This window comes from uncultured Lactobacillus sp. (assembly GCF_902491705.1).
Lineage (GTDB): Bacteria > Bacillota > Bacilli > Lactobacillales > Lactobacillaceae > Lactobacillus.
The window spans coordinates 15,832-28,343 of record NZ_CABUIW010000005.1; the positions used below are offsets into that span (position 1 = coordinate 15,832).

A 12,512-nucleotide genomic window follows, 5' to 3' on the forward strand; every position below is an offset into this window, starting at 1 on the left:
TTATTGAATTGCTACTAGTAATGGACCTGAATCTTTAGTTAAGAGTGGAGTTTCAATCTCTTTATATTTATCAGTGTTAGTAACAACTACAGGAGAAATCGTTGAATAACCGGCTTTTTTAATAGCTTCAACGTCAAACTTTAATAATTTTTGTCCAACCTTAACTTTATCTCCCTTCTTCACTAACGGAGTAAAGTATTTTCCATTCAGGTTAACTGTATCCATCCCAATATGAATCAATAATTCGATACCATCATCACCAGTAATACCTAGAGCATGTCCTGTTGGGAAAAAGCTAGTAATAGTTCCTGAAATTGGAGCTACAACTTCACCTTTACTTGGGATAATTGCAACTCCCTTACCAATAAATCCTTTTGAGAAAACATCGTCTTTTACTTCTGACAAAGGAACAACTTTACCTTGAATAGGTCTTTCAATGACAATATCGTTATCAGAATCTAATTGAATTTTGTTATTTGATTTTTCCTTAACAGTTTCTTCTTGTTGTGAATTATTCTTCCAGAAAATTAAAGTAGCAACAAAACCTAACACAACAGATAAGGCAATACCAATTAAAGCAATATACATATTGTTCAAACTATGAGTTTTAGGATCAATCATACCTGGTAATTCAAAGAATCCCATACCGCCCATAGCAAATTTTCTTAAATCAAAGAATCCGTAAAATCCACCAACAAGGGCTGAAATAATACAACTAATAATCAAAGGCTTTTTCTTAGGTAACAAAACACCATAAATAGCTGGTTCAGTTACACCTAATGCACCTGAAATTGCAGCAGGTACAGCAACTTTTCTAAACTTCTTACTCTTGTTTTTGACAATCATTGCAATAACTACAGCAGTAGTTACAAATGTACAGCAATAAACGGGCATCATAAAGTTATCAAAACCATTAGTAATAATATTATTAAAGTAAATAGGAATAATACCCCAGTGAAGTCCGAAAATAACAAGAATTTGCCATAAACCTGCAATAAGTGCGCCTGATAAAACTGGTGAGATATTTCTAACAGCTAAAATACCTGCTCCAATAAGGTTTGAACCCCAAGTTGCGATTGGCCCAATTAGCAAAAATCCTAAAGGTAATGAAATTAACAATGTAAATAATGGCACGAAGAAGAATTTAACTGAATCTGGAATAATCTTGTTACAGCCATGCTCAACTTTAGAAGCTAAGTAACAAATTAAAATTACAGGTAAAACAGTTGAAGTATAATTCATTGAGATAATAGGCAATCCCAAAAATGTTTGATATACCTCTGAATGAAATGGCGTATTAGCAAACAAATTGAATAAAGGTTTACCAACTTTAGAAACAGTATCTAATTGAATAGATGGATAACAAAGAGCTGCACCAATTATCAATCCCATGTATTGATTCAGATTAAATTTCTTAGCAGCACTTAATCCTAAAATAATTGGCAAAAACATAAACATTGCATCGCCAATAGCATTTAAAACGTTATAAGTTCCTGAAGTTTGTGAATACCAATTAATACTTACAAAGAGAGTATTAAATCCTTTAATTACACCTGCTGCAGATAAAGCAATTAAAATCGGCTGGAAAATACCTGAAATGATATCAACCAGATTATTGAACCAATTTTTATCTTTCTTTTCTGCATTATCGACTTGAGCTGCAGCGCTATCGTTACTCCAGCCTAAAACCTTATTAACTGCATCATAAACTTCGCCAACCTGGTTGCCAATAACGACCTGATATTGACCACCAGCCTTCATTACTGTGACAACACCATCCATATTTTTCAGAACATCGTCATTAGCTATGCTTTCATCCTTTAATTGGAATCTTAGTCTTGTAATGCAGTGTTTAAGCGAAATAATATTTTGTTTTCCGCCAACGTTCTTAACAATTTTTTCTGCTAAAGTCTTATATTTTTCCATAATTTACCTCCATAACATGAAGGTTTAGCCAACTTAATGTAACTATCCAGATTTATTCTTTAGCTTTTCTTTGCAACATCTTTTGAATGTGCAATGTTAAATACATTAATTCGTCATCAGACAAATTACAATGATATGTTTGATCAATAAAATCTTTAACCTTTTTACTGTAACTAAATGCTTCTGGATACTGTGTAGAAACCAATTTAAGCATTACATCATCAGTTTTTTGCTCAGCAAGATCTTTATAATCAAACACTCTTTGTGCCAAATATTTTAAGTGAGTAGCAAAACGATAATAATAAGCAGAATTTTCATCTATTTCCTGATGGCAGCTGAACTTTAAGATTTGCATAATGTTTTGAATAAATTTTGTGATTTCATTTGCATTATGTGAATCATGCTCATTTTCGGCATCCACGATATGTAGCGCTAAAAATCCAGCTTCATCTTCTTCAAGAGTGATGCCTGTGAGTTCTTTAATAATTTCAACACCCTTTTGACCAATTTGGAATTCTATCGGGTAAAAGCGCTTGATATCCCACAAAAGATTATTTTTTAATTCAATTCCCTGCTTATTTCTCTCTAGAGAATTATGAATGTGGTCGCTTAAAGAAATTAATTCAGTAGTATTTAATTTACTGTTTAATTTGTTTTCAGCGAAATTCAATATCTTGGTTGCTGCTTGAACATCTTCAATTGAAATATTAGTTAGTAAACTCCCTAATTGATCAATATTTGTATCCTTTTTGGGTACAAATTCTTTTTCAACAGAAGATTGATCTATTTCAGCTCCAGGACGCTTCTTAAAGCCTAAGCCTCGACCCATTACTATCACATCTTGGCCATCTTGGTTAACCACAACGATATTATTATTAATCACCTTCTTAATTTTCATATAACTCACCTCTTTCAAAATAAACAAAAAACCAATATACACTCTCCCCTATAACACGAGGAGTAATATATATTGGTTTAGCTTACCATTACGTAATAACTATCCTTTTTTTGACAATTAGTATGTTAACATAGTTATTCTAATGTTGCAAGCGCTATCAATTAAATTTTACTTGACCTACTAAATCGTTAATATCTTCAACGCCTAATTTCTCAAGTTCAGCTGGTAAACTGTCCGCAATATGCTTAGAAGCGATACTGTCATGGAAGTGTGCAGTACCTACTGCCACAGCACTAGCACCAGCTAACATAAATTTGACTACATCTTCTGCACTACTAATGCCGCCCATACCAATAATTGGCAAGTCCACATTTTGGTAAACTTGAGAAATCATTCTAATGGCAATTGGCTTAACAGCTTCACCAGAAAGGCCACCCATATTGTGACCCAAAACTGGCTTTCTAGTTTTAACATCAATATCCATGCCTAAAACTGTGTTGATCATAGAAATACCATCAGCACCGCCTTTTTCGGCTGCTTTAGCAATTGCGACAACATCAGTAACATTAGGAGTCAACTTAACGTAGATTGGAACATTAACTACTGCCTTAATTTTTTTAGTTAATTTTTCAACTACGTCAGCATGCACACCAAAGCTCATGCCACCTCGTGCCACATTAGGACAAGAAACATTGATTTCTAAGGCATTAACCAAACCAGAATCAGACAATTTCTTAGCTACTTCTACGTAGTCATCTTCGCTATCGCCACCAACACTAGCCATGATTGGCAAGTCAGGATATTGCTTTCTAAGTGGAGTCAATTTTTCACTAATTACCGCATCAACGCCTGGATTAGTTAAACCCACTGAATTTAATACTGCATCATCTAAAACTGCAATTTGTGGTTGAGGATTACCAGTTGTAGCATTAGGCGTTGTCGTCTTAATAACCATTGCACCAAGATCGTTTAAGTCAAACTTCTTAGCAGCAGGCACATCGCCAAAGCCAAAGGTACCACTTGCTGGCATCACTGGGTTCTTCAAATCTAAGCCGGGTAATTTTACATGTGTATTTGTCATAATTTTCCTCCAAAATGAATGCTCACGGACATCCGCTTATTTTTCAAGAAATGATTGTACTCGCTTTTTTATTTTTTTAAAAGCAAAAAAATTATTTGTAATTTATTTTCAGTGGTGTTAAACTTCACCTTGATCAAAACTTTAAACGGTACAGAGAGACCGCAAGTTCAAAATATTGACTTAAATTATCTGGGAAAAGTCTATACCTGGTGTCTCTCTGCGCCATGTATAGACTTTTTTTGTGGAGGAAACATGACTAGACCTGTTATCGTCGCCCTTGATTTGGACAATGAAGAAAAACTACACGAAATTTTAGCCAAATTAGGCAAACCGGAAGATGTCTTTATTAAAGTCGGCATGGAACTTTTCTATAATGCTGGCATTGATGTAGTTAAGAATTTAACTGCAAAAGGCTACAAGATCTTCTTGGATCTTAAAATACACGACATTCCTAACACTGTTTATAACGGTGCTAAGGCCTTGGCAAAACTTGGCATCACCTTTACTACAGTGCACGCACTTGGCGGCAGCCAAATGATTAAATCAGCTAAAGACGGTTTAATTGCAGGAACGCCAGCTGGTCACAGCGTACCCAAATTGCTCGCTGTAACTGAACTTACTTCCATTTCCGATGATGTTTTAGCAAATGAACAAAATTGCCGCTTGCCAATGGACAAGCAAGTTTTGAGCTTAGCTAAAATGGCTAAAAATGCTGGTGCAGATGGCGTTATCTGCTCACCACTTGAAGTAAAAGAACTGCATGAACAAATTGGTGATGATTTCTTATACGTTACCCCAGGAATTCGTCCAGCAGGCAGTGCTAATGATGACCAATCTCGTGTAGCAACACCAACTATGGCTAAAGAATGGGGATCAAGCGCTATTGTAGTCGGCCGTCCAATTACTTTAGCAAGTGATCCAAAAGCAGCATATGAAGCAATCAAGAAGGAGTTTAACTAATGCATAAAGATCAAATTATTTCTCAACTTATCCAAGAAAAAATCATTACTATCTCACCTGACAAGCCATTTACTTACGCTAGTGGGATGCTTTCACCAATCTACACTGACTTGCGTTTAACTGTATCTTATCCAGAATTGCGCGACATGATTGCTAGCGACTTAGCTAATTTAATTGCTAAGGAATTCCCAGAAGCTACTATTATCGGTGGTGTAGCTACTGCCGGTATCCCTCACGCAGCTTGGGTTGCAGATAAGCTCCACTTACCAATGATCTATGTTCGTCCAAAGCCAAAGGATCACGGCAAGGGCCGTCAAATTGAAGGACGCTTTTCAAAAGATGACAAGATCGTTTTAATCGATGATTTAATCACTACAGGTGGTTCAGTTCTTAACGCTGTTAAAGCTACTGAAAAAGATGGCGGTAACGTTATCGGTGTATCATCAATCTTCACTTACTACTTGCCAGATGCAAAAGAAAACTTCGCTAAGAGCGGTGTTAAATATGCACCTCTTCTTTCCTACCCTGAACTTCTTAAAAAGGAAAATGAATCAGGCCACATTTCTTCAGAACAATATGATGTTTTAAAGACTTGGCACGAAGATCCATGGGCATGGGGCAAGAAATTCGAAAAGTAAATAAAGTAAAATAATATAAAAAATAAGAGAAGATCATCAACGATCTTCTCTTATTTTTCATTATCTAAATTAATACCAAGCTGGCTTGTCACCATCAGTATTTGGCTTGTTTAAGCCAACGTTTCCGCGGACATCCCTACTTGGATCTTCAACCAAGTCATTGATATAGCTAGCTACACTCTTGCGTGATACTTCTGTACCCTTAAATGCAGTATGAGCACCGCGAGTAACTTCGTAGTCAACTTCATCTTTATTAGTAAGCCATGCTGGACGAATAATTGTGTAGTCCAAATCACTTGCAGTAATTACATCAGCTGCAGCACGATAAGTTGTTAAGTATGAACCCAAGATATTCTTGTTCCATTCGCCGAACTTGCCTGGAACTTCATCATAAACGCCAAGTGAAGAAATCCAGATCAAACGCTTAATACCATCTTCATCCATTGCCTTTACAACAGCCTTAGCTTGATCTTCAATATTACTGCCAGCTAAGTTTGCATAAACAATGCTTGCACCTTTAATAGCTGCAGCAACTTCGTCTTCTTTACTTGCATCCCCAACAACAATCTTCTCACGACTATTGTCAATCTTAGACTTATCAAGTTTATTTGGGTGACGCAAGAACAAGATCATTTCATTATTTGCGTCTTTTAAGAAAAATTCTTCTGCTAACTTTGCAATTTGTCCACTAGCACCTAATACAGCAATTTTAGTCATTTTTATATCTCCTTATAAAACCGATTATTAATGAAAACTACTTATTTTCTAATCAGCTAAGAAGTTTTCTAGCTGATTAGCGTGCAGTGCAAACTGGAATAATTTCTGTTAAAAACATTGTATTCTCCTTTTATAAAACCGCTTTCTCACTTACAAATTTATAGTATCACTAATATTTTGTAAGTCAATTGATTATTGATAGTTTATTTAGAAAAAATTTATACTATTTTTTATTGTCAAAAACACATCCGTATGATATAAATTTAATATACATACACGTAGGGAGTAACCGACAAATATTTTTTGTATTTACGGCGTCATATCACGAAAGCAATTTCCGCTGTAAATTTAAATGGTGAGATTATGACAAACTTTGTTAGTTTGGCATAGTCTCTTTTTTTGTCTGAGACTTGCCTGAATCTGGAGGATTTTATGAAACAGTATTATTTACAGACCAAGGAAGAAGTTTTAAAAGAATTTAAAACCAGCACCGATGGTTTATCATCTGAGCAAGCTCAAGAGAACTTAGCTAAGTATGGTAAAAATGCCTTAGTTGAAGGTAAAAAGAAAACTGCTTTTCAGGTCTTTTTAGAACAATTTAAAGACTTGATGGTAATTATCTTAATCATCGCTGCCGTAATTTCAGCTTTTACTGGTGATTTAGAAAGTACATTAGTTATCATCGCCGTGCTGATCTTGAACGCGATCTTGGGAACAGTACAACACGTTAAAGCAGAAAAATCGCTTGAATCACTCAAGTCGCTCTCCTCACCTAGTGCTAAAGTCCTGCGCAATGGTGAAAAAGTTGAAATCGATTCTAAAGATGTGGTTCCAGGCGACATCATGCTACTCGAAGCCGGCGACATGGTTACCGCCGATGGTCGAATCTTAGATAACTATTCTCTTCAAGTTAACGAAAGTTCTTTAACTGGTGAATCAACCAACATTGATAAAGCTGACGTTGACTTTGATAAAGAAATTCCGCTGGGCGATCGTCTTAATATGGTTTACTCTAGTTCATTAGTTACCTACGGCCGTGCTAACGTCCTAGTTACCGGCACAGGGATGAATACTGAAATTGGTAAGATTGCTTCCTTAATGAATGAAACTAAAGAGCGTCGTACCCCACTTCAAGTATCACTTGATAAGTTTTCATCTAAACTTGCCACTGCAATTTTGATTATCTGTGCTATCGTGCTAGGCTTGCAAATCTGGCGTGGTCAACCAATTATGGATGCTTTGCTTTTTGCAGTAGCACTTGCCGTAGCTGCAATTCCTGAAGCTTTAAGTTCAATTGTGACAATTGTTCAAGCAATGGGTACACAAAAAATGGCTAAAGAAAATGCCATTATCAAGAATTTAGCTGCAGTTGAATCACTGGGTTCAGTTTCCGTTATTTGTTCCGATAAAACCGGTACTTTAACGCAAAACAAGATGACTGTTGAAGACATCTACATTGGCGGCGAAGTTTTAAAGCCTAACCAATTAGACCTTGGTAATCAACTTCACCGCTACCTTCTTTACGACGCAGTTTTAAACAACGATTCAAGTTTGAAAGATGGTAAAAGCATCGGTGACCCAACTGAATCAGCTTTGCTTGAAATGTACCGCAAAGTGCCTGGCATTGACCTGGGCAACGATCAACTTGGCTTATCCGAAACTGATTTACGTAATCTTTTAACTCGTCAGCAAGAAATTCCATTCGACTCTGACCGTAAGTTGATGAGTACTAAGCACCTCATCCATAATGAACCAACTATCTTCGTTAAAGGTGCGATCGACGTTTTGCTTGACCGCTGTGACAACATCCGTTTCGGTGATGAAGTTCGGCCAATAACTGAAGAAGACAAGAAAAAGATCTTGGCTCAAAACGAGCACTTCTCAGAAAACGGTTTGCGTGTTTTAACCTTTACTTATAAAGAAAAAGACGAAGACTTAACTCCTGAAACAGAAAATGGCTTTACTTTCATCGGTTTGGTTTCTGAAATGGACCCACCTCGCGTTGAAAGTGTGGAAGCTGTTGCTCGTGCTAAGAAGGCCGGCATCCGTACTGTAATGATCACAGGTGACCACAAGGTTACTGCTGTAGCCATTGCTAAAAAGATCGGTATCTTCAACGATGGCGATATGGCCGTTACTGGATTAGAGCTTGATAAGATGAGCAATGACGAACTTGAACAAAAGATTGAAAAGATTGCTGTTTATGCTCGTGTATCTCCTGAAAACAAGATCCGTATTGTTAATGCATGGCAAAAGAAAGACAAGATCGTTTCAATGACCGGTGACGGTGTTAACGATGCCCCTGCTTTAAAGAAGGCAGATATCGGTGTTGCCATGGGAATTACCGGTACTGAAGTATCTAAAGATGCAGCCAGCATGATTTTGGCTGACGACAACTTCGCTACTATTATTAAGGCGGTTGCCAACGGTAGAACCGTTTTTGAAAATATCAAGAACGCAATTATGTACTTACTCTCTGGTAACTTGTCTGCCATTATTACAGTATTGTTTGCTTCAATCGGCGGATTGCCAGTGCCATTCATCGCGGTTCAACTTTTGTTCATCAACTTGGTAACCGACTCTCTTCCAGCTTTGGCAATCGGAATGGAACCAGGTGCTCCAGATATTTTAGATAGAAAGCCACGTGATCCTAAGGTTGGTATTTTAGATAAAGAATTAGTTTCTAAGGTAACTCTTCAAGGTATCATCATTTCTATCGGCGTTATTGCCGCATTCATGATTGGTCTTCAAGCTAGTCCTGCTGTTGCAACTACAATGGTCTTCTCAACTTTGACCTTTGCACGTTTGCTTCACGGTTTCAACTGCCGCTCACAACACAGCATTTTCAAGATTGGCTTTAAGAATAATTGGTACAGCTTAGCCGCATTTGCTGTTGGTACATTATTACTTGCTTTAATTCTTTTCGTACCAGCATTGCATTCATTGTTTGCAGTAACTCCTTTAACTAATACTCAATACATGTGGATTGCTGCTTTGGCACTGATGCCAACTATCTTGATTCAATTGATTAAAATTGTTAAAGAAAACAAATAATTTATCGTAGTAATCAAAAAAGACAGTTCGCACTTAGCGGACTGTTTTTTATATAGGAAAATAATCGATACTACTTGATAACTAGCTGATATTACAATTTTTCTCCGTTAGCATGAACAAGTAAGTTATAAAGAGCACCATACAAATTGGCATCATTTTTAAACTTAGCATCTAAGATTTGTGGGCGTGTCAAAGTCATTTTAACCAAAGAATTATCCTCATACAGTTTGTCATATTGCTTATTAATTTCTTGAACCACAATTGGTTGAGCTGAAATGCCACCACCAATCGCAATTGCATCAAGGTCAACAACAGCTTGGATATCGATAATAACACTCACAATCAATTTACAGAAATCTTGAAAAATATTAAGCGCATCAGGATTGCCGGCATTAATTGCGTCAAAAGCTGCCAAGCCATCTTTTTTATCGGGATTACCTAACTTTTCATTGATTCGTTGAATCATCCCTACAGCTGATGCCATATAACCAGAGAAGTTATCCATCTTATTACCATCAGTCTTGAGCTTCAAAAAACTAAATTCACCAGCTTGAAAATGAGCGCCATTAAGCAAACGTCCATTAGCAATAATACCGCCGCCAACTGCAGTTCCTAGCGTTATTGCGGCACAATTCTTCATTCCTTTAAGACTACCTAGCCAGTTTTCTGCTAAAACACTAGCCTTACCATCATTAATAACTGCAATTGGGGCATTCAGATTCTTATATCGCTGAGCAAAATCTATTCCATCAAGAAAAGGCAAAGCCCCACCAAAATGAATTTTAGTATGCTCGATTTTGCCAGGAGCACAAAAAGCTACGCCTTTCGTTCCCTTTGCGCTGTATTGAGCCACAATCTTATCAATAATCGCTAAAAATTCATCCTTATCATGTGAGCTGTCTACTTTGCCCTTCGTGATAATATTTCCTGCATGATCAAGTTCTGCATATTTAATTTTCGTACCACCAATATCAATGCTTAGATAATTTTTCATAATTATCCTCCTTATGTTATCGCTTTCAATCTAATTATTGCATATTTTTAGATCCATAAGTAAAAATTGATCTTTGATAGGCTTATATTGGTGTTTATTTTCAAGATCCGGAAAGCCATTTTTTTGATAAGATAAACAGTGTACATCTTAAGTAATAAGGAAATGATTATGATAAAAACTGCAAAACAAATTTTAAGAAAACCGTTCTCCAGCGGAATGTCTTATCGTTTATATCGAGCCATCCTTGTTGGATTAATCACTGGACTAATCGTAAGTGTGTTCCGTTGGTGCATCGATCACACGATGCAAATTCTGAACTTTATCTATCCTAAAATGGCGGTGCATCCCTTATGGCTAGTTCCCTATGTAATCTTGATGATTGTCATCTGCCTTGCACTAGGTCACATTACTAAACCATATTTGAGTCAGTTAGTTGGCTCCGGTGTCCCACAAATTGAAGCTGTCTTTTTAGATGAAAATAAAATGCCATGGTGGTCTATACTTTGGCGGAAGTTTGTAGGCGGCTTGCTCGCAATCTGTCCCGGCTTAATGCTTGGTCGTGAAGGTCCATGTATTGAAATGGGCGCCATGGTTGGCCAAGGCTTAGCAGAAAAAGTATTTGATTCAGATAAAGAACAATTAAGAGAATTGCAAGAATGCGGTGTAGCCGCTGGACTTGCGGCTGCTTTTAGTGCCCCAATAGCTGGTGCGATGTTCCTAGTTGAAGAAATTTCTTTCAGCTTTAAACCTAAAAAAGTAGTTTCTGTTTTAGCTGCTAGTTTCTCAGCTGACTTCATGACAATTCTTTTCTTTGGCAACAAACCATGTTTGTACTTACCAGTTCGTGGCTATTTCCCACTTTATGCATATTGGACTTTGCCATTAATCGGTATCGTACTTGGCCTATTAGCTTACTGCTATCAATACGTTCTTTTGAGCTTGAAGCCTTGGTTTAGCCACATTAAGAAAATCCCTGCTGCATACCACAGCATTATTCCTTTAATCTTGATTATTCCAGTCGGGCTTTGGAACTCTCATTTACTTGGTGGTTCTCACGTATTAATCACTGAACTTTTCAGTCAAAAACTTGATACGCGCTTGCTCCTTGGACCATGGAGCTTGGTACTGATTCCAATTGTTTTGTTCATTGTTAGATTTGTCTTTTCAATGCTCTCCTATGGTTCATCAGTGCCTGGTGGTATTTTTATGCCGATCCTAGTTCTAGGTGCAATTTTAGGAATGATCTGTGCTAACGTTATGATTAAAGCAAACATCATTCCTTCAATGTATTTCGTTCACATTATGGTTATTTCAATGGCCGCCTACTTTGGCGCAATTGAAAAAGCACCATTTACTGCTATCATGCTGTTAACCGAAATGGTCGGTACAGTTCAGCAAGTTCTTCCATTAATTATCGTAACTTTTGTTTCTTACTACGTACTTGATTTGCTCGGTGGCAAGCCAATCTACGAAGCATTACGCTTGCAAATGAATTACAAAAAATTATAATTACTTACAAATAATTATAGAAAGCGATGAATAATGAAGAAATTCAACTTTTTAAAGAAACTTGCTGTCTTAACTATGCTGCTGAGCGGTATTGCTACTCCTATTGTGGAACAAGTTGAACCTGCTCAGGCTGCAACAGTTAAGAGTAAGAAGTCTGCTAAAAAAGGCAAAAAGGTTAAGAAAGCCAAGAAGACTAAAAAAGCTACTAAAACCAAAAAGAGTACTGTCAAAATCAAAGTTGACACAAGCAAAAAGAAGAAAAATAAGCCTGTCAACTTTGTCAAAAAAGCTCCAGCTACTCAAATTCCAACAGCTAAGGTTTACATTAACTTGCCTAGTGAAAGTCGTAATTACCAAATAACTCAAGAAGCAATGAATGCTTGGAATGATACTAAGGCAATTAACTTCAAACAAGTTACTGATTACCGCAAAGCAAACATCATTGTAAATGCTGGTAATTATGGCAATACTGGTTGGGCAGGCATAACCCAAATGCCTGCAGTGCCACGCGGATATCTTTATGGTTCAATCATTAGTTTAAATGACTACTTTTTAAATCAAGTAAATCCGCAAATCGCATTGTCCGTAGCTGAACACGAATTGGGTCACGCTATTGGACTTGAACATAACGATACTGAGCCATCAGTAATGAATTCCGCGATTACTGACCAAAGTGCTTATACTATTCAGCCATGCGACATTGCAGCTGTAAAAGCTCTGTATAACGAAAAATAA

At 36.9% G+C, this 12,512-nt stretch carries 10 protein-coding genes; 5 read left to right on the top strand and 5 right to left on the bottom strand.

All coding sequences use genetic code 11. From position 1 onward, the window contains the following. From RDN22_RS01960 to RDN22_RS01970, 3 genes are all read right to left on the bottom strand, one after another. Positions 1-1,926, bottom strand: a complete 1,926-nt coding sequence (locus RDN22_RS01960) for a beta-glucoside-specific PTS transporter subunit IIABC (protein WP_308555378.1) — start codon at positions 1,924-1,926, stop codon at positions 1-3. A 52-nt stretch (positions 1,927-1,978) separates the two neighbouring features. Then, positions 1,979-2,824: a BglG family transcription antiterminator LicT gene (gene licT, locus RDN22_RS01965; protein WP_308555380.1), complete on the bottom strand. Its 846-nt coding sequence runs from the start codon at positions 2,822-2,824 to the stop codon at positions 1,979-1,981. A 157-nt stretch (positions 2,825-2,981) separates the two neighbouring features. Beyond that, entirely contained in the window at positions 2,982-3,905 is a 924-nt protein-coding gene (locus RDN22_RS01970) for a dihydroorotate dehydrogenase (RefSeq protein ID WP_308555382.1), read from the bottom strand. A gap of 252 nt (positions 3,906-4,157) precedes the next feature. On the opposite strand from RDN22_RS01970, the gene pyrF reads away from it, so the two are divergent. Further along, positions 4,158-4,865, top strand: coding sequence for an orotidine-5'-phosphate decarboxylase (gene pyrF / locus RDN22_RS01975; RefSeq protein WP_308555384.1), 708 nt, complete (start codon positions 4,158-4,160; stop codon positions 4,863-4,865). Continuing rightward, positions 4,865-5,503, top strand: a complete 639-nt coding sequence (pyrE, locus tag RDN22_RS01980) for an orotate phosphoribosyltransferase (RefSeq protein WP_098044124.1) — start codon at positions 4,865-4,867, stop codon at positions 5,501-5,503. Before pyrF ends, pyrE begins: the two co-directional genes overlap by 1 nt. A 69-nt stretch (positions 5,504-5,572) precedes the next feature. Here the strand turns inward: pyrE and RDN22_RS01985 are convergent, their stop codons facing one another. Continuing rightward, positions 5,573-6,220 carry an NAD(P)H-binding protein gene (locus tag RDN22_RS01985; RefSeq protein ID WP_308555387.1) on the bottom strand — a complete coding sequence of 216 codons (648 nt, stop codon included), beginning with the start codon at positions 6,218-6,220 and terminating at the stop codon, positions 5,573-5,575. A gap of 432 nt (positions 6,221-6,652) precedes the next feature. On the opposite strand from RDN22_RS01985, the gene RDN22_RS01990 reads away from it, so the two are divergent. Further along, positions 6,653-9,274 carry a cation-translocating P-type ATPase gene (locus tag RDN22_RS01990; protein WP_308555389.1) on the top strand — a complete coding sequence of 874 codons (2,622 nt, stop codon included), beginning with the start codon at positions 6,653-6,655 and terminating at the stop codon, positions 9,272-9,274. A 91-nt stretch (positions 9,275-9,365) separates the two neighbouring features. Here RDN22_RS01990 and RDN22_RS01995 read toward each other — a convergent pair whose 3' ends face one another. Then, a complete protein-coding gene (locus tag RDN22_RS01995; RefSeq protein WP_308555391.1) occupies positions 9,366-10,268 on the bottom strand; it encodes an ROK family protein in 903 nt (300 codons plus the stop codon). A 168-nt stretch (positions 10,269-10,436) separates the two neighbouring features. Here RDN22_RS01995 and RDN22_RS02000 point away from each other — a divergent pair, with 168 nt between their 5' ends. Both RDN22_RS02000 and RDN22_RS02005 read left to right on the top strand, forming a co-directional pair. After that, entirely contained in the window at positions 10,437-11,777 is a 1,341-nt protein-coding gene (locus RDN22_RS02000; RefSeq protein WP_308555393.1) for a ClC family H(+)/Cl(-) exchange transporter, read from the top strand. Positions 11,778-11,810: 33 nt separating this feature from the next. Then, a complete protein-coding gene (locus RDN22_RS02005) occupies positions 11,811-12,512 on the top strand; it encodes a M57 family metalloprotease (protein ID WP_308555395.1) in 702 nt (233 codons plus the stop codon).

What these genes read in the sequence shown, in the direction of transcription:
- licT (WP_308555380.1), bottom strand. Translation starts at nt 2,824, where the DNA reads ATGAAAATTAAGAAGGTGATTAATAATAATATCGTTGTGGTTAACCAA.
- pyrF (WP_308555384.1), top strand. Translation starts at nt 4,158, where the DNA reads ATGACTAGACCTGTTATCGTCGCCCTTGATTTGGACAATGAAGAAAAA.
- RDN22_RS02005 (WP_308555395.1), top strand. Translation starts at nt 11,811, where the DNA reads ATGAAGAAATTCAACTTTTTAAAGAAACTTGCTGTCTTAACTATGCTG.
- pyrE (WP_098044124.1), top strand. Translation starts at nt 4,865, where the DNA reads ATGCATAAAGATCAAATTATTTCTCAACTTATCCAAGAAAAAATCATT.
- RDN22_RS01970 (WP_308555382.1), bottom strand. Translation starts at nt 3,905, where the DNA reads ATGACAAATACACATGTAAAATTACCCGGCTTAGATTTGAAGAACCCA.
- RDN22_RS01960 (WP_308555378.1), bottom strand. Translation starts at nt 1,926, where the DNA reads ATGGAAAAATATAAGACTTTAGCAGAAAAAATTGTTAAGAACGTTGGC.
- RDN22_RS02000 (WP_308555393.1), top strand. Translation starts at nt 10,437, where the DNA reads ATGATAAAAACTGCAAAACAAATTTTAAGAAAACCGTTCTCCAGCGGA.
- RDN22_RS01990 (WP_308555389.1), top strand. Translation starts at nt 6,653, where the DNA reads ATGAAACAGTATTATTTACAGACCAAGGAAGAAGTTTTAAAAGAATTT.
- RDN22_RS01985 (WP_308555387.1), bottom strand. Translation starts at nt 6,220, where the DNA reads ATGACTAAAATTGCTGTATTAGGTGCTAGTGGACAAATTGCAAAGTTA.
- RDN22_RS01995 (WP_308555391.1), bottom strand. Translation starts at nt 10,268, where the DNA reads ATGAAAAATTATCTAAGCATTGATATTGGTGGTACGAAAATTAAATAT.